Annotated in this window: 19 protein-coding genes and 1 tRNA gene; 8 read left to right on the plus strand and 12 right to left on the minus strand. The window is 66.6% G+C overall.

Annotation, left to right across the window (positions count from 1 at the left end; genetic code table 11):
* Positions 1–33: 33 nt before the first annotated feature.
* Positions 34–1,686 carry an LA2681 family HEPN domain-containing protein gene (locus MKK50_RS18415; RefSeq protein WP_499024411.1) on the plus strand — a complete coding sequence of 551 codons (1,653 nt, stop codon included), beginning with the start codon at positions 34–36 and terminating at the stop codon, positions 1,684–1,686.
* Between the two features lie 904 nt (positions 1,687–2,590).
* On the opposite strand, the gene MKK50_RS18420 is transcribed toward MKK50_RS18415, so the two are convergent.
* From MKK50_RS18420 to MKK50_RS18440, 5 genes are all read right to left on the minus strand, one after another.
* The gene (locus MKK50_RS18420; RefSeq protein WP_499024414.1) at positions 2,591–3,295 is read right to left on the minus strand and encodes a hypothetical protein; all 705 of its coding nucleotides are present in this window, start codon (positions 3,293–3,295) and stop codon (positions 2,591–2,593) included.
* A gap of 17 nt (positions 3,296–3,312) precedes the next feature.
* Positions 3,313–3,702: a hypothetical protein gene (locus MKK50_RS18425; RefSeq protein WP_499024416.1), complete on the minus strand. Its 390-nt coding sequence runs from the start codon at positions 3,700–3,702 to the stop codon at positions 3,313–3,315.
* Positions 3,703–3,779: 77 nt separating this feature from the next.
* Positions 3,780–4,265: a hypothetical protein gene (locus MKK50_RS18430; RefSeq protein WP_499024418.1), complete on the minus strand. Its 486-nt coding sequence runs from the start codon at positions 4,263–4,265 to the stop codon at positions 3,780–3,782.
* A gap of 77 nt (positions 4,266–4,342) precedes the next feature.
* Positions 4,343–4,804 carry a hypothetical protein gene (locus MKK50_RS18435; protein WP_499024420.1) on the minus strand — a complete coding sequence of 154 codons (462 nt, stop codon included), beginning with the start codon at positions 4,802–4,804 and terminating at the stop codon, positions 4,343–4,345.
* A gap of 115 nt (positions 4,805–4,919) precedes the next feature.
* Positions 4,920–5,951: a hypothetical protein gene (locus MKK50_RS18440; protein ID WP_499024423.1), complete on the minus strand. Its 1,032-nt coding sequence runs from the start codon at positions 5,949–5,951 to the stop codon at positions 4,920–4,922.
* A 124-nt stretch (positions 5,952–6,075) separates the two neighbouring features.
* On the opposite strand from MKK50_RS18440, the gene MKK50_RS18445 reads away from it, so the two are divergent.
* Positions 6,076–6,315 (plus strand): helix-turn-helix domain-containing protein, encoded by a 240-nt coding sequence (locus tag MKK50_RS18445; RefSeq protein WP_499024425.1) that lies wholly within the window; start codon positions 6,076–6,078, stop codon positions 6,313–6,315.
* 46 nt (positions 6,316–6,361) lie between these two features.
* Here MKK50_RS18445 and MKK50_RS18450 read toward each other — a convergent pair whose 3' ends face one another.
* The 6 genes from MKK50_RS18450 to MKK50_RS18475 all read right to left on the minus strand — a co-directional run bounded on the left by MKK50_RS18450 (position 6,362) and on the right by MKK50_RS18475 (position 12,414).
* Positions 6,362–8,113: a DUF6538 domain-containing protein gene (locus MKK50_RS18450; protein WP_499024427.1), complete on the minus strand. Its 1,752-nt coding sequence runs from the start codon at positions 8,111–8,113 to the stop codon at positions 6,362–6,364.
* 115 nt (positions 8,114–8,228) lie between these two features.
* Positions 8,229–8,302, minus strand: a tRNA-Gln gene (locus MKK50_RS18455).
* Between the two features lie 224 nt (positions 8,303–8,526).
* The gene (locus tag MKK50_RS18460; protein WP_499024429.1) at positions 8,527–9,714 is read right to left on the minus strand and encodes a glycosyltransferase family protein; all 1,188 of its coding nucleotides are present in this window, start codon (positions 9,712–9,714) and stop codon (positions 8,527–8,529) included.
* A gap of 181 nt (positions 9,715–9,895) precedes the next feature.
* Positions 9,896–10,714 (minus strand): glycosyltransferase family 2 protein, encoded by an 819-nt coding sequence (locus MKK50_RS18465; RefSeq protein ID WP_253369393.1) that lies wholly within the window; start codon positions 10,712–10,714, stop codon positions 9,896–9,898.
* 94 nt (positions 10,715–10,808) lie between these two features.
* Complete coding sequence (locus MKK50_RS18470) at positions 10,809–11,570, minus strand: LuxR C-terminal-related transcriptional regulator (RefSeq protein WP_253369395.1); 762 nt, start codon at positions 11,568–11,570, stop codon at positions 10,809–10,811.
* Between the two features lie 193 nt (positions 11,571–11,763).
* Complete coding sequence (locus MKK50_RS18475) at positions 11,764–12,414, minus strand: response regulator transcription factor (RefSeq protein WP_499024434.1); 651 nt, start codon at positions 12,412–12,414, stop codon at positions 11,764–11,766.
* Between the two features lie 691 nt (positions 12,415–13,105).
* Here MKK50_RS18475 and MKK50_RS18480 point away from each other — a divergent pair.
* Together MKK50_RS18480 and MKK50_RS18485 are read left to right on the plus strand one after the other, a co-directional pair.
* Complete coding sequence (locus MKK50_RS18480) at positions 13,106–14,320, plus strand: sensor histidine kinase (RefSeq protein ID WP_499024436.1); 1,215 nt, start codon at positions 13,106–13,108, stop codon at positions 14,318–14,320.
* Between the two features lies 1 nt (position 14,321).
* Entirely contained in the window at positions 14,322–15,032 is a 711-nt protein-coding gene (locus MKK50_RS18485; protein ID WP_499024439.1) for a response regulator, read from the plus strand.
* A 394-nt stretch (positions 15,033–15,426) separates the two neighbouring features.
* Here the strand turns inward: MKK50_RS18485 and MKK50_RS18490 are convergent, their stop codons facing one another.
* Positions 15,427–15,987 (minus strand): TetR/AcrR family transcriptional regulator, encoded by a 561-nt coding sequence (locus MKK50_RS18490; protein WP_253369402.1) that lies wholly within the window; start codon positions 15,985–15,987, stop codon positions 15,427–15,429.
* 220 nt (positions 15,988–16,207) lie between these two features.
* Between MKK50_RS18490 and MKK50_RS18495 the strand changes: the two genes are divergently transcribed.
* The 4 genes from MKK50_RS18495 to MKK50_RS18510 all read left to right on the plus strand — a co-directional run bounded on the left by MKK50_RS18495 (position 16,208) and on the right by MKK50_RS18510 (position 23,261).
* The gene (locus MKK50_RS18495) at positions 16,208–17,371 is read left to right on the plus strand and encodes an efflux RND transporter periplasmic adaptor subunit (protein WP_499024441.1); all 1,164 of its coding nucleotides are present in this window, start codon (positions 16,208–16,210) and stop codon (positions 17,369–17,371) included.
* Positions 17,368–18,519 (plus strand): efflux RND transporter periplasmic adaptor subunit, encoded by a 1,152-nt coding sequence (locus tag MKK50_RS18500; RefSeq protein WP_499024442.1) that lies wholly within the window; start codon positions 17,368–17,370, stop codon positions 18,517–18,519. The genes MKK50_RS18495 and MKK50_RS18500 overlap by 4 nt, the downstream gene beginning before the upstream one ends.
* A gap of 56 nt (positions 18,520–18,575) precedes the next feature.
* Positions 18,576–21,638 (plus strand): efflux RND transporter permease subunit, encoded by a 3,063-nt coding sequence (locus tag MKK50_RS18505; RefSeq protein WP_499024444.1) that lies wholly within the window; start codon positions 18,576–18,578, stop codon positions 21,636–21,638.
* A 288-nt stretch (positions 21,639–21,926) separates the two neighbouring features.
* The gene (locus MKK50_RS18510) at positions 21,927–23,261 is read left to right on the plus strand and encodes an MFS transporter (RefSeq protein ID WP_253369408.1); all 1,335 of its coding nucleotides are present in this window, start codon (positions 21,927–21,929) and stop codon (positions 23,259–23,261) included.
* Positions 23,262–23,346: the final 85 nt, after the last annotated feature.

Here is a 23,346-nt window from a genome sequence, read left to right on the forward strand (position 1 = left end):
AAGCCGATCTCCCGAATTTCGACGCGTGTGCTCGTGGCGCTGCGTAAGCGACTGATGCCAGGTCATCGCACCGGACATGGACCGCTGGCGAAGGAACGCTGTATGCCGACTTCGGCGGAAATGGAGAAGTTGCGTCAGCGATCGATCGCACAGCTCGATGCCGACGCTGCACTCAACCATATCGCGATCTTAATCGACTCGTCCCTTGACGCACAGTTCCGGCGCGGTGTCGAACGCGCCATCAATCTGCTCGACGAGCTGGCGAAGCGCGAGCTGATGCCCAACCAAGGCGCTCTTATTGAGTATTTCCGCGCGAATGCCTGGAGTGCCAGGGAAGAACTGGCGGGTGAGCGTGGTTCCTGGGACTGGGAGCATGCCGAGCGGGAACAGCAGATCTTGGCGCTATCCCGCGCCGCTGCACACCCCGGCTTTGCCAAGCTCGACGTCAGCCGCCGTTGCCAGGTTCTCACCAATCGCGCCAACCTGCTCAACACCATGGGACGCTTCGTCGACGCGATAGAGGGCTGGGACAGGGCACTGCGGATCATCCCCAATTTTGCGATGGCGCTAGCGAACCGCGGCATGGGCCTCAAACATTATGGCGGGCTGCTGGAGGATGATCGTGAACGTGCGATCCTCCTGCTGCACGCGCATGACGGATTAGCGGCAGCGGTCGCGCCGGATGCTATTTATGAAGGCGATAATCAGGCTGATCTGCGGCAGCAGTTCGCCGCGACCGCCTCCGCATATGCCGCGGCGGTCGATCTAAATCGTGTACGCGCTTTACAGGATCTCGATGGCACGGTTCTCGGGCGCAGTAAGGCCGAGCAAGCCTATCGGCGCTGGTGTCTGGACCGTAGGCTCTTCCTCAGCCCGCTGAACGATCTCGGTCCTTTCACGGCGGCGGCAATCGACGATCTCGTGCTGCCGGCGATCACGGAGTCTTTTGATGACCGGCCCGGCGCCTTTACGCCGCCGCCGGTCATCGGTTTCTTCAATCAAATGAAGCAGGAATATGCCTCGGCACGCTTTATGCTGTACGAGGGCTTAAACAGCACTAAGCTCCATTTCTCGGACCGCGGCGTGCGGTTATTCGATACGCTCGACTACCCGGCGCATTCGTTAGCGACCGAGCGCGTCCGCTCCGCCTACCGCATCGCTTACTCGTTGCTAGACAAGGTGGCGTACCTCGTTGACCATGTCTGGAAGCTCGGCAAAGTCGCCGACCGCATTAACTTCAAAAATGTCTGGATGGCTGAGGGCAAGCCGCGCCTACTGGATCGGTTCAAAATTTATCCAAACTGGCCGTTGCGCGGCCTTTACTGGTTATCGAAGGAGCTGTTCGACAACGAACTCAAGCGTACGACCGGAGCGGACGCCCGAGAGTTGCACGACATCCGCAACGCGCTCGAGCATAAATATCTGCAGGTCCATGAGGGATGGGCATGGGATCTGATGCTCATCTCGCCCGCGACCAGAGGATTGGGCCTATCGATCAACAGCGATTTGCTCGAAGCCAAAGCACTACGGGTGATGAAGATTGCGAGGTCAGCATTGATTCAATTGGCGCTCGCTATCGGCGTTGAGGAGCGCAACAAAGCCGCGGCGGCGCCAGACCAGCTGATCGGATCGATGCCTCTCTACGGGCTTGAGGAAAGGCGAAAGCGGCGCGATCCTAGCTGGTAATCGCAGCTTCCTGTCCATTGCCGGCTCGAACTATCGCTCAAACGAACTCTACACATCGATCACGCGCTGCCATGGTCGGCGTGGCCGTGCGGTGACCTTTGGAATCTGGTTCCGTCCTCGCGCTGGGTGCACTAGCATGTGAAGCGCGATCGGCTGCCGTCAGCGCTGGTGCTCGCGCGAGCGCCAATCCTAACATGGTGGCGTGCGGCATGGGACGCTGACCCAGGTCTGGCGGAGCGGTTCTGGGCGGAGGCACGGGCAGCGTTGCCGATCGGGGCGGACGCTTCGTTCGATTCCGCGTTCGCGGGTCTCGAGTGGCGACGGCTGCGCGTCAGTCAGGATCAGCAGGCGCCGGAGTGAACGGGTGCGCGCGGCGCCGCACGGCGGCAGGGCGAGGCCGTGAGCGGCTGAACTGCTCGCGTGGCTCGCCGACGGTGGCGGAGCAGATTTGGGATCGGGGAGGGCTCACCAAGGCATCGATCCGTCGGGCCGAGCTGGATGTCGTTGGCCACTATCGAGGCCGCGTGTCGGCAAAACCGACCCGTCGAGAGGTGCCAAGTTTCAAACCCTTGGCGCGGTCGAGATTGGCGGAAAACCTGCGATGGTCCGGGTCGGGTGGTCTCGGTGCTGAGGTCAGCCGGGCTGAGAGCTCAAGAGCGCCAAGCCGTAGGGGCATGGCGGCAGAGTTGCCCTAGCCGAGGGGGCACTCATCCACCTGTCGGTGGTACGCTGGCGCCCACTAGCGGGGGGCGCCGTAGGCGGCAGGGGGCTGCTGGTCGAGCTTGTCTGCCGCCGGCCCGGGTGATTTTCGCTGTGATGTAGTCGTTGCGACCGGCGCGAAACAGCCCTGGACGCGGTCGCCCTACGCAGCGATGCGGAGCTGTCGTGTTGGACGGCCGCGCCCTCAGCGCTCCCCGCTGTCCGTGGCCTTCGCCCGTTGTAGCTGCCAGACCGGCACGCGGTCCGGATCAAGCCGGGCGCGCCGCTCCGCCATGAACCGGCTGAATGAGAACGTCGTCGACAAGACCGCGTCGCCGATCGCTAACCGCAACCGCCGCTGGCTGCTCTGCTCGACGTCGTCAGTCTCGCGCAACAGGGTCTGCACACGGTGGAGGTCGACCGTGCCGCCCGCGATCAGCGCGCTGGCATTCATGGCATGGTCGAGAATCTCAGTACGGCACCACTGCCAGAGCAGGTGCTCCGCGCTCGCCAGCCGCGCTGGCACGCCGAACCACGGATGGATAATCGCGTCGGCCAGCAGCCCCGCCTCGGTCGCGCCGGTGCAGGGCCGCAGCGTCAGCTCGATGGGCCGTCGGCACCGGTCCGGGTCCATGTGCGCCACGAACCCGGCCCGCGTCGCCCGCATGAGCTCCGCGGCGTAATCGCCCCCGTCCGGGTCGAGGTCGGCGACGATCTCGATGTCTCCGACGAAGCGGGCTTGCTCGTGCAGGGTCAGGGCGATGCGGCCGACCACGGCGTAGGGGAGTCCGGCCGCGTCGAGCCGTCCGACGATGTCGCGAAAGATTGCCGGCAGCATCCCCGGCGTTGGGTTGTCCGGGTTGGTGACATCGACCAGCAGCGCCTCGATGTCGGCCGAGCTGCCGCCCATCCTGCGTGTCCTCCGGGTCAGGCGAGCGTGCGGTAGTGCGCGTCCGAGCACACCGTGTGTGTCTGCCCGGTCAGGCCGAACAGTCGGACGAGTTCGGCAACCGTCTCAGGCCGCTGCAAACGCCGGTCGGCGTAGAGGGTGAACAGCGCCGGCCCGCGCATATACACCACTCGCCCGCGCGGAAACGCCTCGTACTCGTGGCTCGCGATGGCCGGTGGCAGACCACCGCGGCGCAGAGCGGTGGCGCCGAGGCTGCGCCATGCCTCCCAGACCTCGTGGTGCCCGCGCGGGTGGGTGAGGCAGTCGCCGTAGGCTTCCGCCTGCGCCAAAGTCGTGCGGTCGGTAACCAGCACCGTGCGTCCGCCGTCGGGCACGCCCCAGAAGATACCGATGCTCGGTAGGGGCATTTCGCCAAGAGGGCTGCTGGACTCTGAAGGGGCGGTATCCGTGCCGTGAGTGCTCCTGCTCATCGCGTTCGCTCCCGTCAGAACACGAACTTCCAGTCGATTCGCTTCATGGGAGCACCTGCATCGGTCAGCGCCGCCGAGCACATCACCACGATGTCCTGCTTGATCGGCGTGGCGCCCGCTCGCACAGGATTAGGCTTGACCATGAAGCACAGGCCCGTAGCTGGCCAATGCCGCTGCTGGTCGGGGGCGCCAACGGTCATCAGCGTCACATGCGTTAGGCGCAGCGCGTAGCCGTAGGCGCTCTCCATGTCGGGTGTCTGGGCAGTCGCGAAGTTGATCACCATCTCCGGCTTGGTCTGGGCCGCACGATAGCCGGTGACGAAACTGACCTCGCCTTTGCCGTCATCGACGAGGCGGAAGTCGTGGTTGCAGGAGGCGGGCTTTCCGTCGAGCTTGAGTTCGAGGCAACCGCCGGACTTGATTTCATCGACCGGCGGGTTCGCCTGGGCCGGGTGGGCGGCCAGCAGCAGCAGGCAGAGCGGCAGCGTCGCGCGCAGCATGAGGGTGATCCGTCGAAAAGAGAGGAGGGGGAAGCCGGACGGTCCAGGCACCGAGTCGCCCAACCGGTGCGGAAAGGTTAGCGGCGGGTCAGCGCGCCAGCGAAGGCGCAGGACGTCCCGTGGAAGTCACCGCAGCCCTGCGCTTCCATCCGCACACGTTTACGGTCAGAACCGAGGCGCAGTGTCAGAGTACAGATCTCCTCCGAGCCGCTCTCCTTGCGGGTCAACATCAGCACCCCGGCGCCACCGGGCTTGGCAAGACCGCGCAGCTCGCCGGTGCATTCATTCGGAATCGCCGTCTCGGCAACGACGAAGTGGGTGCCGCTGCCGTCACCCAGCTCAAACACCTGCAGATCGAGCCGTCCCTCGCCGCGGCCTTGGTAACGCCCTTCAAAGGGCGAGTCGGCCTGAGCCGGTATCGCGGTGACGGCGAGCGCGACCAGTACGCCGAAACGCAGGGCAGTCGTGGCGGCATGCATGTGCCGGCCAACGCGTGGCCTGCAGCCGATCGAGGTGGGCTGACGGGCCGAGAGGGACATGACGAAGGGTCTCGCGGAAGCTCCGGCGGAGCCGAGGATAGGTATTCCCGTTCCTCACCCCGCGAATTTACCGCCGGCTGCAGATTCCCGCTGCGGCCGGCGGTCGCACCCTGGGTTAGACTGCCTCGGATGACAGATCCTTCGGGCGGCGAAAGGCAGCCGTGCCTTTGCCTGACCGGCCGACCGCGTAGACTCGCAGACCGTGCTGGCTTCTCAGGCTCTCGGTGATCGTCCCGACCGTGACACCCCTCTGGTCCGCGTCGAAGCCGAACAGGACGAGGCGCGGCTCGGGGTCGACCCGCAGCCGGCGTGCGCCGGAGGCCACCTCAGCCACGAGCGGGTCGCGCAGCGGCAGCGCAGCCACGTCGAGGCCGCGGGCCAGCCGCACCGTGCGGCGCAGCGTGTCGAGGCGGACGAGGTCGCGGCACAAGGCGGGGTAACTCGTAGCGAGGCGGTCGGCCTCGTGCTTCAGCGTGGCACGGTAGCGTTCGACCTGCCCCACGATGGCTGGGGTCGATCTTGAGCGCAGGGCAGGGTTTGTCGCGAGCTTTGCCTCATGGAAGACGAGCCACGCCTCATCGGCCACGCCCCGCTCCTCCAAGCTCGCTACGTCGAGCCGATCCTGCCGCGTTGGGGCCACACCCGCGTCCGCGTCAGGGAACTGGAGTACGGCGTCCACCTCCGCTTGCGCTCCATCAGGCTCGGCCGCGATGTCGAGGGGGGCCCCGGTGAGTGAGACCTCGACATCGACGACGTTCGGGCTGGCCTGCACCAGCGCGTGCACACCCGTCTTCTCCAGACCGGCGAGCGGCGTTGCGGCCCGCTTCATTTCTGCCAGTGTCGCCAGTCCTTCATAGCGAGTCCAGAAGGCTGCAGCCGGATCGAGACCGAAGCCGCCATCCGCGGCGAGGCGGGTCATGACCTGGCGCTGGCGCACACCCACGTGGTCGCGGTGGCCGTAACTGAGCACGAGCGCGAGAAGATCACCGCCGCCGGTCAGTCCGTCGATCGCCGGATGGCGGCTCGTGTCGTCGGGGGCCCCGTCCAGCGGCAGGTTGAGGTCGAGAAGCAGTCTGGCCCCATCGTGCTCCAGCTCGACGCAGGTGCCGCCGATCTCGCGCATGCCGCGGTGGATGCGCACACGCATCGTGACCCTGTGCCCCTTACGGTCTCCCGCCGCGTCACGAGCTTGGCTTTAACATGTGGCTATAGCCAGTGGTTAGATAGCCCGTGCTGGCCGCTGATCCTGGCCTATGAAGGGTCGGGCATTGGTGGCGCGGAACCTGCGCCGGGTGCGTGTGGCGCAGGGCTTGAGTCAGGAGCGGCTGGCGGCCGACGCGGGCGTGGACCGGGCGTATCTCGGCGGGTTGGAGCGGCAGGCGGAGAACCCGACGGTCGACCTGCTCGACAAGGTCGCCGAGGCACTGACCGTACCGCTAGGGGAGCTGTTCGTGGCGCCCGCCGAGGGTGAGGCACCACCCGCGCCGCTCAGAGGCGGGCGACGGCGCTGATGGTCTCCGCAAACCCCGATTGCTGGAGGATCTTTCGCTCGGCGGCTTAACTCGAGACGTTGGTGTAGAGGCGCGAGAGATCCACCCCGATTGCGATCGTTTCGATGGCGGTTTGCAATTGCGGCAGAGTCGAACGCTTGGTGTATCGCGCTGTTTCGCCTGCCGTCGCGTGGCCCGTGACGTGGTCGATCACCGCCGGCACCACGCCCGCTTGGTGCATCAGCGTCGTCGCGGTGTGCCGGAACGAGTGAAAGTCGAGGCCGACGCGGTAGACCCCGACGTCGCGGCGGTAGCGGGTGAACCATTTGGTGAAGGCGTGGCCGAGCCTTGCATCCGCTCCGCCCGGTTCGAGGCCGGGGAAGATCCGTTGTTGCTTGATGCGCCGGTGCTTCTCGACGTGCGCGAGGAAGCCGAGGCGGATCAGCTCGGAATGAATCGGCACGCGGCGCACTGCGGTCGCATTCTTCACCTTGCGTGGGGGCCGATCATTGATGTCGATGAACCAGACGTCCTCGTCCTGTCGGATATCCTCGACGTGCAGCTGGCAGATTTCCTCCTGACGCATGCCGGAGAACACGGCGATCAGCGGCAGCCAGAACTTCTCGTCGCGCAGGATGAGGGAGCCGGGCGTGGTGCGTCGAGCCGCCGAGGTGCAGCCCATCCAGATTGGGGTCGCGAACAGGCGGGCAAGCTCGGCCCGCTCCCACATGTCGCGCTGCTCACTGGCCTTTCGGCTGTTGGCAAAGCGGAAACCGGCGAAAATATTGGCGGCCGCCTCGTCCTTCGCCACGGCTGCGGTCCAAAGTGCGGACAGCGCCGAGAAGTGCCGCTTGACCGTCTTCTGCGTGATGAGTGGCGCGCGGTTCACGGTTGGCAACGCGTTGGATGCGGCTAGGATCTCCTCGACGGTGAGGTCACGGTAGCGCGGGTGCTTGCCGTAATCGTTTGGCAGCCGTTCGATGCGTTCTCGGAAGCGGCCGGCGTCCTTGCGAGAGTAGGCGGAGAGTGGCCGGTCCCCGCAGACGTCCACAAACAGCCGAAAGGTCGCGCTGGCCTGGGATGCTGTCTGTCGGTCCCAGGCACCTGTAGCAACCTGCGTGGCGCGGAAGGCCGTTCCCACGATCGATAGGGGATCGACGCCTTGCTGGACTGTTCGAGGTTCGGGCTCGACCGCAGCAGGAGCGGCCATCGGCGGGACGGACGACCCTGAGGCCAGCGCATCCAGCTGTATTTTGAGCAGGCGGTCGCGGGGCTCGAAGTTGAAATCGCCCTGATATTGCGCTCGGATGGCCTCAGCGACGTCGATGCCGGCCCGCAGCATGGCCTGTCGCGCCTGAGCGAGATCCGTCGGGCTGAGATCAGTGACCGCGAAGCCCTGCTTGCGTAGCATCTGCTCGGTGACGAAGCCGGCTTCCTCCAGTCTGTTACAGGCGAGCGCGTCGCGGTTGCGCACAGCCATCATCTCGTACTGCAAGACCCGGCGCTCGCGCACCTCGTTCGGGATGGCACCGTGCGCGAGGCGTCCTCGGTTCTCACCGTCGAGGATGAGACCGTAGAAATCCTGTACGAGGCGGGCGAGTTGGGCGTCGGTCAGCATCGGCATCGCACGGAGGGCCGAGAAAAGGCTCTCCGAGGCAACGTATAGCTGACACGCTCTCAGCTTGGCAGTGCGGGCATCGGAAGTCGCGAGGCTGCGCACCAGCTCGCGCCGTCCGATGCGCTTACGCAGGTCGTCGGGGATGCCGCGCCGGAAGTGAAAGACCGTCCCTCGCAGGACGAAATTGGATCGTGCCGACACTCCGCTCCTTCGCCGTTACTCGAACGGGCTTTGTAGCAGCGGATTGTAGCAACCGGCTCACTCCGCAGGGCGGCTGCGCGAGAAGCTCAACTAACTGAATGACTTAGAAATTTAGTGGCTGGGGGACCTGGATTCGAACCAGGACTAGCGGAGTCAGAGTCCGCGGTTCTACCGTTAAACTATCCCCCACCGGAGCCCTCACCGGTCCCGTTAAGAACGGTCCGGATTCAGGCAGGAAAACGTTTGCCGCAATCCCGCGCTCGGTGCTGGCGTCAGATAGGCTGTGACGGGCGTCGCGTCAACATGGATGCGCGCGCGATCGTGCGGGTGAGGCTCAACGGCCACGGTTGCCGGAGCCTGCCGGGTCTCGGGAGCGGCTGGCGGCGGCGTCCGCGCGCTCGGAAGCCACCCGTTCAGTTCAGGGAAGGCTGCCGGTGGCCGGCCTTGGCCGCGACGAGCGCCTCCGTCGGCGATAGGGCCGCCGCCCGCGTGGACGGGCCCAGCGCCAGCGTCTCGGCGATCACGTAGCGGGCCAGCGCGTCGAAGGTGTAGACTCGTTCGACCAGCGCCTGAGCTGCCGATGTCATCCGGTCGACGCCCGTGTCGTCCGTGCGCAGCAGGTGGTCGAGGGCGCGTTCCAGATCCTCCTGCGGGTCGAGATAGAACCCCTCGCGGCCGTGCAGGAAAGGCTTGATGCCGGTCAGCGGGCGGGTGTCGAAGATCGGCACGCTGCCCAGCGCTGCGACCTCGTAGTGCCGGTAGCAATCCCAGCCGACGCCGCTCGGCGACAGGCAGAACCGGCTCCGGGTGATCGCCTCGGCGAAGGCTTCCGGGCTCAAGCGGTGCGTCGGCGCGTGGATGCGCCAGCCGCGGGCCGTCAATCGGGGCAGGACGCCGCTCAAGGCCTCGCGGAAGGCGATCCCCTGCGCCGAGCCGACGTAGAACAGGTCGTAGCTGCGCGCGGAGGCCGGGATCGGGGCTTTCAATGCCGTGGCCCCGATTCCGAGGGCGAAGGGGCGCAGCTTGGCCCGCAGGGCGAGGCAGGCGGGATCCTGGCGGGCATGGCCGGCGCAGGCGCCGCGGGGCAGCACCGTCTCAAGGGTATTCCACGGATTGGCGGCCAACTCGCGTTTGAAGAACAGGTCGCAACGCCGGAGGAAGGCGCGGTCGCGTGGGTGGATCGTGAGATGGTCGGTCACATCGAGGACCGCGAGCCGGACGCGGGGGCCGCGGGCGGCGAACAGGACGAGGCCGCGGAAGGCGAGCCCGATCAGGCTCAAGGCCGCATGGACGGGATAGGCGCGCCCGGCGCTGTTGACCGGGCCGACACAACGGGCAACGACGATGTCGTAGTCTTGGACGAGGCAGGCGCGAGCGATGCCGGCCACCCGCCGAACCAGCTTCAGCATCCGCAGGGGCATGCTGCCGGAACGCGGTGCGCGGGTCCGCACGTCGGCCCAGCGCAGCCGCGTATCGAGGAAGGTCGTGCGCTCGGGGAAGGCGGCGGTCACGAGCGGCATCAGCCCGAATTCGAGAATCCGCGGAGGGCCCGGGAGGCCATCCGACGCCACGTGGCGGGCGCGGTCGGTCAGCGTCTCCATGGCGGCTCCCTTGGTGGCTCCATGGCGGCTTCGGGGTCAGCCTTGCGGCGCTCGCCCCGCGCTGGGACCGTGCCACCGGATCCGCTCGAACGGAGCGGTCTCCACCTCATAACGCCCGCGCGATGTCCGAGCCGGCGCCCACTGTCACGGCAACAGGATCGCGAGGGCATCGGCTCGGACCTTAGAAATGGGCGTGGGGCTGAAGCTTCAGCCGGCTGCGGCCGAGATCGAGCTGCTTACTGATGAGCCAATCCGGGTTGCGGGCGTTGAAGTAGCCTTTCAGCGCATAGCGCCAGAACAGCTCTTCCGCGCGGGAGGACGGCCCGTGCACCCCCTTCACCTGGGCGACCTCGCCCAGCGCCCGTGCCTTATGGGCGAGGTTGGCGCTGTTGTTCTGGCCGGTGCGGCGGAAGCAGGCGACCGGCCGGCCGACGCGGGCATAGGGTTCCTGCGCCAGCGCACGGCAGAACATCTCGTAGTCGCCGCAATCCCTGAACGCGTAGTTGAACCCGCCGAGTTCGGCATAGAAGTCCCGCGCGATGTAAGTCGCCATATGCATGACCGGGTTCCAGCCAAGGCACACGAGCATGCGCGGCGTCATCCAGTTGGGCGGGGCGGCCAACCCGCCCAGGCCCCGGCCGCGCCCGTCGATCCAGCGGATCCCGCCGACGACCCAGCGCCGGCGGTTGCCTTTGTAGGCCTCGACCACGGCCTCCAGGCCGCCTTCGAGCAGCACGTCATCCGCGCCCAGGAAGCCGAGCAGCTCGCCCGAGGCGGCGAAGGAGCCCTTGTTGATCGCGTCGAAGATGCCGCGATCCTTGCCCTGGAGCACGGTGGCGCCCAGGCTTTGGGCGAGTTCGACGGTTCCGTCGGTGCTGCCCGCATCGACGATCACATGCTCGACCTCGATGCCGTTGCGGGCGCTGGCCCGCGAGGATTCGATGCATTCGCGCAAGTATTCAACGCCGTTCAGCGTCGGGGTGACCACGGACACCTTCATGGCCGGCTTCCTCGTCTTTTGGCTTGCGATCGCGTTCGGGATCACGCGTTTTCGGGGATAGGCGGCGCCGGGCCCTCTGGGCGCCGCGCGATCGTCAGGCGACGGCCGCCAGGGCGCCGGAGAAGCTGTCGCGGCCGGCCACGAGGGGGAGGGGCGGTACGAGGCCGCCGAACCGCTCGGCGGGGGCACAGCCATTGGTGACGATGCCCTTGTTCATCGCCCAGACCGCCGCCTGCGTCCGATTCTTCACCCGGACCTTGCGCAGGATCGCCTTGACGTGAACCTTGACCGTGGCCTCCGCGATGTCGAGGTTGCGGGCAATGACTTTGTTGGACTCTCCCAGAGCCAGCCCTTCGAGGATGTTGACCTCGCGGCTCGACAGGCTGGCGAGCGAGGTGCCGTCTGCCCTCTGCAGCCCGGTCAGGGCGGCGACCGGGCCGGGCGTGCGCACCGGGTCGAAGGCCAGGCACAAACGCCCAAGGAAGCTCACCGGCAGCACCGCGCAATCGGCGATCACCACTTCCAGGGTCTTGAGGAGGTCGGCCGGGGAGACGTCCTCGGTCAGATAGGCCGAAGCGCCGAGTTGAAGGCTGCGCAGCATCAGCCCCTCGGTGTCGCGCAGCGCGAGCGCCACGATCTTGACCTCGGGCAGCGCCTCGGCGACCTGCCCGACGATGCCCGCAGCCTCCTCATCGATGACGACGAGCGCCAAATGCGCCGCCTTGAGGTCGGACAGGTGAAGCGCCGGGCTGGCCGCGACCTGCCGCACCACGAAACGGGTGCCGGACAGAAGCGCGATCAGGCTTTCCCGGACCATACGGTTGTCACTGACAATGAGCGTATCGATATGTTCCATCGGAGTTACTCCCCTGATCTCCTGAAAACCTCCCGCGCCGGATCACCCTGTCCGCCAGATTCTGTTCGGGCCGTTCAAACGCACATATTGTGCGTCGCAGAATGGTTAGGCACAAATTAACTAGACCGAATGGGAGGTGTCCTGTCATGTCAGAAAAAACTTGGACAACTCAGCGCGGACTATCCAGTTCGTACTAGATTTTGCCCTTGAGGATTGTCGGCGCGAGCAACGCAGCCTCGGTTCGATTTCTGACGCCGAGCATCCGGATCACGGCGGAGACGTGAATTTTCACGGTCGCCTCGGCGATACTCAGCGCGATCGCGATCTCTCGATTGGATAACCCCTTGCCGATCAGCGCCAGAACTTCGCGCTGGCGCAGGGTCAACCCGAACGTTCGCACGCCGCGCTCCGGTTGCCGCAGCGCGGCCACGGCCTCCGGCGGCTTTACGGCCAGAATCGCACTGGGTGCGTAGAGCCGGCCGTCGAGCGTGGTTCGAACCGCCTCGAGCATTTCCTCGTGGCTCTGGCGCCGCACGATCAATCCGTGGAAGCCGAGGCTCAGGGCATCCTGGAACAGGTCGGCCGAGGCGTGGGGAACGATGAGCAGGAGGCGTGCGGTGCCGGCCGCTCGCTTCAGGGCTCCGAGATAGGTCGGGTCTCCGGCCGGAAGGAGGCGCGATCCGACGATGACGAGATCCGTTTTCAGTGGCGATCGGAGGCTGTTGATCAGTTCCGATGAATTCGAAACATCAAAGACGATGATTCCACTCACATTTAATTCCAAACTTCTACGCAGCATGGTGCGGAAGTTTCTCTGGTCATCTGCAATGACAATCCGCAACATAATTGAGAATTAACTCCCTAGATTGCGGATCAGCAGGATAAAAATCATTATGTCTCCAAAAAATTCCACCCTGATCATGACGTTCGGTTTTGTGTTCCGTGAATTACAGATTTCGATTGCGACAGGATCGGGACCGACGTCAAATCAAAACAAAATCCTTAATCATAGACAAATCAACAGACTCTCCTGCGACGCAGCAGAGATTTGCCCTTCCAATGCTTAGCATGAAGGCGGCAACCAACAAGTTTCTCTCAAGAGATTACCCGATATTGGCAAATATTATTTTGAATCATCGAATTCAAGGCGAGATCAATCCAGAAAATCCGCGACACACCATCAATTATGAATTGAATACGCCTTTCGGGCTATCAACAATGAGGTATCCGCGAAACACTTTTGTTATATACTGCGTCGCAGCAGAGTCATATCGTACAACCCGACGACGGCCTTGGCGGAATTAATCCGGTGTTTCAACCATAACCCGGATGGATCATGCCAACATGGCAGCGATGGGTAACGGGGCTCCTGACGATGTCAGTAATCGCGGTCGGTGGTGGCGGCTCGATCACGCTGCTGATGTACGGACATCGATGCCGAACGTTCTCGATACGCTTATCGCGCCCTCCCCGGCACCACGGAGCCATATGCGTGGATGCATGGAGCCTGTGACGTGTCGAGGGGGGTCTCGTCGATGGATCAGAGCGTGGCGACGGCGGCCGGCTCAGGCCCGCTGACCGCGGAGGCGGCGCGCGTCCTCGATTCGATCGATGCCCCCGTCCTGGTCGTCGCCCGTGCGGGCAGCATCGCCTACGCCAATGATCCCGCCCGCCTTCTGCTGACGCGGGACGATCCGTCCCGGATCCATCTGACCGGCACCACCCCACGCAACAGCAGGACTTCGCCGACCGACAGCCCCTCGCTTACGGGCAGGGTCTCGACGGTGTTTCTCGCCCGGGCCAGGGCGACGCGGACGCCGCTTCCCGGCGTGATCGCGATCAAGCGGGGAAGCGGGATACGCCGTTACCGCTGCCATGGCTTCCGCCTGAACCGGGAGGGGATCGACCCCCTGGTTCTCCTGCGGCTCCTGCCGACGCCGGAGATGCGGTTCAGCCTGCAGGCGAACGAGGCGGCGATGCTTCGGCGTGAACTCGCCGCGCGCGAGCGCCATCATCGCAGCCAGCAAGAGCTGCTGCGCGAGCGCGACCTCCTGCTGGCCGACCTGCGAAGCACCGCGCAGGCGCGCCTGCGCGCCGAGCGCGACCGGGACGCGGTCCTCGCCCAACTCTACCGGGCGCATCAGGCCGAGCGGGAACGTCTGGCCCGGGAACTCCACGACGAGGCCGGCCAGCAACTCGCATGGCTGAAGCTGCAGCTCGACCGCCTGCGGCGTGCGCCGTCGCCGATGCAGGTCGAGGCGATGCTGAAACAGGTCGATGCGATCTCGGCCAGCCTGCGTCAGGTGGTTCGGGAGCTGCGCCCGGTCACCCTGACCGAACTCGGCCTTATCCTCGCCTTGGGCGGCCTCGTGCGCGAATGGTCCGACCAAAGCGCGATCCCCACCGAATTCCAGCTTTCGGGGACCACGATCCGCCTCACGCCGGAGATCGAAGTGACGATCTTTCGTCTGGTGCAGGAAGCCCTGACCAACGTCGTCAAGCACGCGCCGGGGGCGCGCCACGTTTCCGTGACCCTGCAATACGCCAGCACCGGCGTCACCTTGGCGATCGAGGACGACGGGCCCGGACTCGCGTGCGAGCCGGCGGCCGAGGCGCGTCAGGCGGGGGGCGGGTTCGGGCTCGCTGGCATGCGCGAGCGGCTGACGCTGCTCGGTGGAACGCTCATGATCGAATCGCCTCCCGGCGGTGGGACGACGATTCTGGCGCGATTGCCGCTGACAGGGGGATGATATGCGAACGGCGAAGGAACGGGTCAGGGTCGCTCTAATCGACGACCACCCAATCTTCAGAAGCGGCGTCCGAGGCCTGCTGGGCGAGACGTCCGGCATCGAGGTCGTCGGAGAGGCGAGCGACGGCCGGCATGCCCTGGACCTCGTCCGCAGGACCAATCCCGATGTCGTCGTCATGGACATCACCATGACTGGCATCAGCGGCCTCGCGGTGGCGCGCGCGCTCCGCGAAGCGGGCCTTGCGGTGCACATCGTCTTCCTGACGGTCAACGAAGACCTCGCTTTCGTCGACGAGGCGCTGACCGCCGGGGCCCAGGGCTACGTCCTCAAGCGTTCCGCCGGCACCAGCCTGCTGGAAGCCATCGAAGCGGTCGTCCTGGGCGGCCAGTACGTCGATCCCGAAATGCGCGCGCCGCCAGCGCCGCCCGACCGTACGGAAGCCGGCCCGCCCGCTCCGCATCCCGGCCAGGAGGGCGGCCTCACCGCACGGGAGCGCGAGGTGCTCCGGCTCATCGCCCTCGGCATGACGATGAAGGAGGTCAGCCTCGCCATGTCGATCTCGGCGGCCTCGGTCGATACCTACAAGATCCGCGGCTGCAAGAAGCTCGGTCTCCGGTCCCGCGCCAGCATCGTCCGCTTCGCTCTCGGTCAAGGCTGGCTCGAGGTCGAGAGTGGGCGATTGCTGTCGGATCGACCATCGTCTCTCATGTGAATATTTTGATAAACAGTGTTTTTCCTATGAACTGATCTCATTTCATGATCCGCGCACTCGATCATCCCGTGTTCTTCACCCGGGGCGAAGCGGGCAACCGACATCCTGTCGTCGCTGACAGGCACACGATCGGTCTTCGATCATCGAGAGCCTACCGCTCCTGACGACCGGGGCAGGCGCTTCTTGCGTATCGTCCGGGTTCTTCCCGATCAGAGCCGACCGGCCGCAGCTGCCCGTTTCATCGAAGGCAGCGCACTCGCCCCGGCAGACATCCCCGACCGACTTCCATCAGGGCACAGGTGCAAGAGACGGCGCGTGCCGATGCCGTAACCTTCTACCGCCCGAACCTGCCGAACGGCCCGCAACAAATCCGGCCCATTCTCACCGTGGCAGCTCAGCCGAGTTCCTGCGCCGCACGTTCCAGCGCGCCCAGAAGCGGTTCGATCTGCGCAGGGCTCAGCTCGTGGAAACCGAGGGTGCGGCCCATCACGACCCCGAGCAGCGCGAAGAACAGGGCGGCCCCAACGCCGGTCGGCCCCTCCGTAGCCTCGAACCGGGCGAGGCGCTCGGCCACGAACGCGCGGTAGCCGGCGAGCGCATCGGGATTCTCGGCGGAGGCAAGGAGCAGGGCACGGCTGAACTCGTCCTCCTCACAGTAGCTGCGGCGCAGGTGCTCGATCATGCCGAGCGCGAGCCCCGTCGCGCCCGGCGCCCGCTCGGCCTCGCAGGCGGCGATGCCGGCGCGCAGCTCCTCCAGCTTGCGACCGACGAGGGCGAGGATCAGCGCATCCTTCGAGGCGTAATGGTGCAGCACGCCGCCCTTGCTCAGGCCCGCCTCGGCCGCCACGGCGTCGATGGTGAGCGACCGTGCCCCGCCCCGGCGCAGCACTGCGCCCGCCGCGTCGAGAATCACTCCAGCACGGTCGCCGCGCCGGCTGCGCGTCTTCTGCGACATGATCGCCCCCGATCCCCGCCCCCTGCAAGCGGCATCCCGCGTGCCGTACCAAATCACGGCCGTCGTTCATGTTTCGGGAGACGCCAGGGGCATCTCCCGCACCAACTCAATTAAAAACCGTCTGGACGGTCGGTAAGATAGGCGATAAGCCTGCGCCGCGAAAGCCGTCCTTTCGCGATACGGCTGCACGCCCAGTCCCCGCCGTCCGGAAACTCGGCCGATGTCCTCACGGCTCCGCCCCGCCCTCACCGCGACCGCCCTCACGGCTGCCCTGTCGGTCCTGCTCGCGACCGCGGCCGTTCCGGCGGACGCGCCTGCGGCCTCCGCCATTCCGGAGGCGGAGAACCCTTCCGTCGTGCTGGTGCGGGTCGTGACGGCGACGAAGGGTCCCGTCACCTCGGATGTGGTGCTCACCGGCGACATCCAGGCTCAGGCCCAGACCAACGTCGCCTTCCGCACCAACGGCAAGGTCGCCGAGCGCCGGGTCGAGGTCGGCGATCACGTCACCGCCGATCAGGTGCTCGCGGTGCTGGAGCCGCTGACGCAGAGGGCGAATCTCGACAACGCCCGCGCCGCCCTGGTCTCGGCGGAAGCGCAGCTCACCCAGGCCAAGGTGACCTTCGAGCGCCAGAAGCAGCTCATCAGCGGCGGCTACACCACGCGCCCGTCCTACGACAACGCCGAGCAGCAGTTGCGCACCTCTCAAGCCGCGGTCGATTCGGCCAAGGCGGCGCTCGGTACCGCCGAGGAACAGCTCTCCTATACCGAGCTGCGCGCGGGCGTCTCCGGCATCGTCATGAGCCGCACCTTCGAGGTCGGGCAGGTGGTGCAGGCGGGTCAAGCCGTGATGGTGCTGGCCCAGGACGGCCCGCGCGACGCGGTGTTCAACGTCTACGAGGCGCTGACGGCCAACCCGCCCGGCGACAAGACGATCCACGTCACGCTCCAGTCCGATCCCGCGGCGGCGGCGGCGGGGCATGTGCGCGAAATCTCGCCGACGGTGGATGCGGCCAGCGGCACGGTCCGCGTCAAGGTCGGGTTGGAATCGACCCCGCCCGCGATGACGCTCGGCGCCGTGGTGATCGGCCGGGGCCGCTTCGCTTCGCGCGAGGCCGTGGTGCTGCCCTGGTCGGTGCTCTACCGTTACGACGACCGGCCAGCAGTGTGGATCTACGATTCTGCCGCGGGCACGGTCTCGATCCGGGAGGTCGAGATCGACCGCTACGGCTTCGACGACATCGTCCTGAAGGGCGGCGTCAAGCCCGGCGAAACGGTGGTGGTCGCCGGCATCCCATTCCTGCGCCCCGGCCAGCACGTCGCGCTGGCGACGCAAGACGCTGCGCAAGGCTCCACGAAATCCGCGGCCGGGGAGGGCGGACGATGAGGCGAAGGCTCCTGGTCTGCGCCGTCCTTGCCGGCGCCGCTCCGCTCACCGCCTGCCAGCCGTCGCAGGAGGCGCCCGCACCGCCGCCCGTGCGGCCGGTTCTGACCACGCTGGCACAGCCCACCGACAGCGTGACCTTCGGCCCCTTCACCGGTACGGTCGAGCCGCGCTACCAGTCGCAACTCGGTTTCCAGATCGGCGGCCGGGTGGTGGCGCGCGACGTCACCATCGGCGATGTCGTGAAGAAGGGCCAGCGCCTCGCGGCCCTCGACCCGATCGTCTCGCGGTTCGACCTCAGCCGCGCCGAGGCGGAACTGTCCGATGCCAAGGCCCAGGCCGAGAACGCGACGGCGACCGAGGCGCGCACGCGGCGCCTGATGGAGGGCGGCAACGTCACCCAAGCCCAGCTCGACGCGGCGGTGGCCCGGCGCGACACCGCCCAGGCCCGCCTCGCCCAGGCCGGGGCCAGCCTGCAGAAGGCCCGCGACCAGATCGGCTATACCGAGCTGCACGCCGATTTCGACGGCGTCGTCACCCAGCGACTCGCCGAGATCGGGCAGGTCGTGAGCCCGGGGCAGGGGATCGTGACGCTGGCCCGGCCCGAGACCCGCGAGGCCGTGGTCGACATCCCCGAGACGCTGGCCGGCGCCATGCCGAAGGACGGACTGTTCACAGTGGTGCTCCAGAGCGCGCCCGCGATCACCGCCCGCGGCCGGGTGCGCGAGGTCGCCCCCTTCGCCGAATCCGGCACCCGCACCCGCCGCGTCCGCCTGACCCTGGAGGAGCCCGGCCCCGCCTTTCGGCTCGGTGCGACCATCACCGTCGCGCTGGAGCGCCGCATCGAGCGCCGCTTCGTCCTGCCGGCCACCGCGCTCCTCGACACCGAGGGGCGCCGCTCGGTCTGGATCGTGCCGGAGGCCGAGAGGCGCGGGGACGATAAGGCGAACGGGCAAGACGGTGGCCAAGGGGATGAGCCGGGCGACCGGCACGTCGAGCGCCGCGACGTGACCCTGTACGGGGACGGGCCGGACGGAAACGGGCGCATCGCCGTGCGCACGGGGCTGAAGCCCGGCGAGCGGGTTGTGGTCGCGGGCGCCCATTCCCTGCGCGACGGCCAGACCGTCCGCCTGGCCGACGACCGGAACTGAACCGGCCCCCGACAAGGGATTCGATCCGGCAAGAACTTCTGCAAAGGTTTCCGCGCGTGAAGGACTTCAACCTTTCCGATTGGGCGCTCGGCCACCGTTCGCTGGTCTGGTTCCTGATGCTCGTCTGCCTCGTGGCGGGCGTGATGGCCTATTCGCGCCTCGGTCGGGAGGAGGATCCGCCCTTCGCCATCAAGACCATGGTGGTCCAGGCGAGCTGGCCCGGCGCCACGATCAAGGACACCCTCGATCAGGTCACCGACCGGATCGAAAAGGAACTCCAGCAGATCAACGCGCTCGATTACGTCCGCAGCTACACCACGCCGGGTCAGGCGACGGTGTTCGTGCAGTTCCGCGACACGACGAAGAAGGAAGAGATCCAGCCCGCCTTCTACCAAGTGCGCAAGCGGCTGGGCGACATCGGGCACACCTTCCCGCAAGGCGTGCAGGGCCCGAGCTTCAACGACGAGTTCGGCGACGTCTACGGCAACGTCTACGCCTTCACCGCCGACGGCCTGACCCATCGGCAATTGCGCGACTACGTCGAGGGCGTGCGCACCGAGATCCTGAAGGTGCCCAATATCGGCAAGACCCTGCTGATGGGCGTGCAGGGCGAGACGATCTATCTCGACTTCTCGACCCGCAAGCTCGCGGGCTACGGCATCGATCTCCAGGCCTTGATCAAGGCGCTGCAATCGCAGAACGCGGTGGCCGCCTCCGGCGTGGTCCAGGCGGGGCCGGAGCGGGTGAGCTTGCGGGTGAGCGGCCAGTTCTCCTCCGAGGAGTCGCTGCGCAACGTCAACCTGCGCTTCAACGACCGCTTCTTCCGCCTCGCGGACGTGGCCGAGATCTCCCGCGGCTACGAGGATCCGCCGGCCGCCCTGTTCCGCGTCGACGGCAAGCCGGCGATCGGGCTCGCCATCGCCATGCGCCCCAACGCCAACCTGCTCAAGTTCGGCGAGGATCTGAAGGAACGCATGCACGTCATCGAGGGCAAGCTGCCCATCGGCGTCGGCATCCACCTCGTCTCCGACCAGCCTCGAATCGTCGAGGAGGCGGTCGGCGGCTTCACCAAGGCGCTGGTCGAGGCGGTCGTCATCGTCTTGGTGGTGAGCTTCGTCAGCCTGGGGCTTCGCGCCGGCCTCGTCGTCGCGGTCTCGATCCCGCTCGTGCTCGCCATCGTCTTCGTGGTCATGCAGATCATGGGCGTGACGCTGCAGCGCATCTCGCTCGGCGCCCTCATCATCGCGCTCGGCCTGCTCGTCGATGACGCGATGATCACCGTCGAGATGATGGTGGCCCGCCTCGAACTCGGCGACAACCTGAAGAAGGCGGCGACCTTCGCCTATACCTCGACCGCCTTCCCGATGCTCACCGGCACCCTGGTGACGGTCGCCGGCTTCCTGCCGATCGGCTTCAACGGCTCGTCGGCGGGCGAGTACACCTACTCGCTGTTCGTGGTGATCGCCGCTTCGCTCTTGGTCTCCTGGGTGGTCGCGGTGCTGTTCGCGCCGCTGCTCGGCGTCACCATGCTGCCCAAGACCATGAAGCACCATTCGGAGCGGCAGGGCCTGTTCACCCGCGCCTTCATGGCGACCTTACGGGTCGCGATGCGGCTACGCTGGATCACGGTGGTCCTCTGCGTCGCGCTGATGGGGCTGGCCGTGGTCGGGATGGGCCATGTGCAGCAACAGTTCTTCCCGTCCTCCGACCGCTCCGAGCTGCTGGTCGATCTGACGCTGCCGCAGAACGCCACCATCACCGAGACGCGGGCGCAGATGGACCGCTTCGAGTCGCACCTGAAAGACGACCCCGACATCGAGCGCTGGAGCTCCTATGTCGGCCAGGGCGCGGTGCGCTTCTACCTGCCGCTGGACCAGCAGCTCGCCAACGCCTTCTTCGGGCAGATCGTGATCGTCACGAAGTCGCTGGAGATCCGGGATCGGGTGATCACGCGGCTACAGAAGATCGGCCGGCACGATTTCGTCGGCACCGACATCCTGGTGCAGCCACTCAGCCTCGGCCCTCCGGTCGGGCGCCCGATCCAGTACCGCCTGTCTGGGCCCGACGTGCAGGAGGTGCGCCGCCTTGCCCTCAAGCTCGCCGACGTGGTGGCCACCGACAAGCGCCTCGCGGTCCCGACCTTCGACTGGAACGAGCCCGGCAAGGTGCTGCGCGTCGAGATCCTGCAGGACAAGGCGCGCCAGCTCGGCGTCACCAGCCAGGACATCGCCGGCATCCTCAACGGCGTCGTCGGCGGTCAGGCGATCACGCAGGTGCGCGATTCGATCTACCTCGTGAACGTGGTCGGCCGGGCCCGCACCGTGGAGCGCACCTCGCTCGACACGCTCCAGAGCCTTCAGGTCGCCCTCTCCAACGGCTCGGTCGTGCCGATCCTGGCATTCGCCAAGATCGACTACGACCTCGAGCAGCCGATCGTCTGGCGCCGCGACCGGGTGCCGACGCTGACGGTGCGCGCCACCATCAAGGACGCGACCCAGCCACCGACCGTCGTCGCCGCGCTCCAGCCCGCCATCGACGCCTATGTGAAGGCGCTGCCGGAGGGCTACACGCTTGCCGTCGGCGGCGCGGTCGAGGAGGCGGGCAAGGGCCAGGGGCCGATCGCGGCGGTGGTGCCGGTGATGCTGCTGGCCATGGCCTTCTTCCTGATGATCCAGCTCCAGAGCTTCCAGAAGCTCTTTCTGGTATTTTCTGTTGCGCCCCTCGGTCTGATCGGCGTGGTGCCGGCGCTCCTGCTGTTCGACAAGCCGATGGGCTTCGTCGCCATCCTCGGCATCCTGGCGCTGATCGGGATCATCGTGCGCAACGCGGTGATTCTGGTGAGCCAGATCGAGGAATGCGAGGCGGACGGGATGGCGCCGTGGGATGCTGTGGTCGAGGCCACCCGCCACCGGATGCGGCCGATCCTGCTCACGGCTGCGGCGGCGAGCCTCGGACTGATCCCGATCGCCCGCGAGGTGTTCTGGGGGCCGATGGCCTACGCCATGATCGGCGGCATCCTGGCGGCGACCGCCCTGACCCTGCTGTTCCTGCCGGCGCTCTATGTCGGCTGGTACCGGATCAGGCCGCCCACGCACGACGCGGCAGCGCCCGGCCATTGAGGCCGGGCATGCCGATCCTCACGCCGATGCCGGAGGCATCCCACGGGATCCTGCGGATCGGAGACGATCGCGCAAAGATGAAACTAGTTCTATTATGCATCTCACGCGCTTTGCGCCGAGATTTCTGCGCCTGAGCGCATGACCTCTGCTTTTGCTGCATGACCGTCCTGTGCGGCATCTCGCGTCGCCAAAAACTCTTTGCGGATGTCAAGCCATCCGCTAGGCACGTGCCGAACGCCGCGCCAAGGCGGCGGCTCCGATCACCTTCAGGCGAGCCGGCTGCCCGCGATGACCACCGACCACGCCACGGCCAATTCTCACCCGCTCGAGCGCGACGCGCAGGTGGCCATGAGCCACCACGACGTCAGCCCCAACGACATCGCGCTCGGCGTGGTGATCGGGCGGGCGTCGGAATATTTCGACTTCTTCGTGTTCGGCATCGCCTCGGTGCTGGTGTTCCCGAAGGTGTTCTTCCCCTTCGCCGCCCCGCTGACCGGCACGCTTTACGCGTTCGCCATCTTCGCGCTGGCCTTCATCGCCCGCCCGCTCGGGTCGATCTTCTTCATGTGGGTCCACAAGCGGCACGGGCGCGGGGTGAAGCTCACCATCGCCCTGTTCCTGCTTGGCGGCTCGACTGCGGCGATCAGCTTCCTGCCGAGCTACGACTCGATCGGCGTCGTCGCCATCGAGCTGCTCGCGGTGCTGCGGGTGGCGCAGGGCTTCGCCCTCGGCGGCGCCTGGGACGGGATGGCTTCGCTGCTCGCCCTCAACGCGCCGCGGGAGCGGCGCGGCTGGTACGCGATGATCCCGCAACTCGGCGCGCCGATCGGCTTCATGGTGGCGAGCGCCCTGTTCGCTTTCTTCGTGGTCAACCTGACCCCTGAGGATTTCACTGATTGGGGCTGGCGCTTCCCGTTCTTCTGCGCCTTCACCATCAACGTCGTGGCCTTGTTCGCCCGCCTCCGCCTCGTCGCGACGCCGGAATTCACCCGGCTTCTCGACAAGGGCCGGCTGGAGCCGGTCAGCGTCATCGATCTCACCCGCCACCACGCCCTCGACGTTTGGATCGGCGCCTTCGTGCCGCTGGCGAGCTTCGCCCTGTTCCACCTCGTGACGATCTTCCCGATCGCGTGGCTCGCCCTGTCGAGCGAGCGTTCCGCGGGCGACTTCCTGATGGTGCAGTTCTCCGGCGCCCTCGTCTGCGCCGGCGCGGTCGCTGCTTCCGGCCTGATCGCCGACCAGATCGGACGCCGCAACATCCTTCTCATCAGCGCCGGCCTGATCGCCGTATTCGCCTGCGGCAGCATCCTGGCCCCGCTGATCTTCGGCGAGAACGCCATCGGCCAGACGATCTACGTCAATATCGGCTTCATGCTGCTCGGTCTGTCCTACGGCCAGACCGCCGGCGCCGTGACCTCCCGGCTCGGGGCGCGCTACCGCTACACCGGGGCGGCGCTCACCTCCGACCTCGCCTGGCTGTTCGGTGCGGGCTTCGCTCCCCTCGTGGTGCTGTACCTCTCCACCGAGTACGGGCTCGCGATGGTCGGCGTGTACCTGCTGTCGGGCGCGCTGGCGACGCTGCTCGCGCTCGCCCTCGACCGGTCCGAGATGCGCCAGATGTGAGTTTTGCCCCGCGGGCGGAGAATCCGTCTCGCCGCGGGACCGAGAACGCTTTCCGCCGAACGACGACTGCCGGCTCGGCGAGACA

It is taken from the genome of Methylobacterium sp. J-043, from assembly GCF_022829505.1.
In the GTDB taxonomy this organism is placed as follows: Bacteria; Pseudomonadota; Alphaproteobacteria; order Rhizobiales; family Beijerinckiaceae; genus Methylobacterium; species Methylobacterium extorquens_A.

Excerpts from the sequence above, each read along its gene's own strand:
- MKK50_RS18420 (WP_499024414.1), bottom strand. The coding sequence starts at position 3,295 with ATGGGCGGCAGCTCGGCCGACATCGAGGCGCTGCTGGTCGATGTCACC.
- MKK50_RS18425 (WP_499024416.1), bottom strand. The coding sequence starts at position 3,702 with ATGCCCCTACCGAGCATCGGTATCTTCTGGGGCGTGCCCGACGGCGGA.
- MKK50_RS18430 (WP_499024418.1), bottom strand. The coding sequence starts at position 4,265 with ATGCTGCGCGCGACGCTGCCGCTCTGCCTGCTGCTGCTGGCCGCCCAC.
- MKK50_RS18435 (WP_499024420.1), bottom strand. The coding sequence starts at position 4,804 with ATGTCCCTCTCGGCCCGTCAGCCCACCTCGATCGGCTGCAGGCCACGC.
- MKK50_RS18440 (WP_499024423.1), bottom strand. The coding sequence starts at position 5,951 with ATGCGTGTGCGCATCCACCGCGGCATGCGCGAGATCGGCGGCACCTGC.
- MKK50_RS18460 (WP_499024429.1), bottom strand. The coding sequence starts at position 9,714 with ATGGAGACGCTGACCGACCGCGCCCGCCACGTGGCGTCGGATGGCCTC.
- MKK50_RS18465 (WP_253369393.1), bottom strand. The coding sequence starts at position 10,714 with ATGAAGGTGTCCGTGGTCACCCCGACGCTGAACGGCGTTGAATACTTG.
- MKK50_RS18470 (WP_253369395.1), bottom strand. The coding sequence starts at position 11,570 with ATGGAACATATCGATACGCTCATTGTCAGTGACAACCGTATGGTCCGG.
- MKK50_RS18475 (WP_499024434.1), bottom strand. The coding sequence starts at position 12,414 with ATGTTGCGGATTGTCATTGCAGATGACCAGAGAAACTTCCGCACCATG.
- MKK50_RS18480 (WP_499024436.1), top strand. The coding sequence starts at position 13,106 with ATGGATCAGAGCGTGGCGACGGCGGCCGGCTCAGGCCCGCTGACCGCG.
- MKK50_RS18485 (WP_499024439.1), top strand. The coding sequence starts at position 14,322 with ATGCGAACGGCGAAGGAACGGGTCAGGGTCGCTCTAATCGACGACCAC.
- MKK50_RS18490 (WP_253369402.1), bottom strand. The coding sequence starts at position 15,987 with ATGTCGCAGAAGACGCGCAGCCGGCGCGGCGACCGTGCTGGAGTGATT.
- MKK50_RS18495 (WP_499024441.1), top strand. The coding sequence starts at position 16,208 with ATGTCCTCACGGCTCCGCCCCGCCCTCACCGCGACCGCCCTCACGGCT.
- MKK50_RS18500 (WP_499024442.1), top strand. The coding sequence starts at position 17,368 with ATGAGGCGAAGGCTCCTGGTCTGCGCCGTCCTTGCCGGCGCCGCTCCG.
- MKK50_RS18510 (WP_253369408.1), top strand. The coding sequence starts at position 21,927 with ATGACCACCGACCACGCCACGGCCAATTCTCACCCGCTCGAGCGCGAC.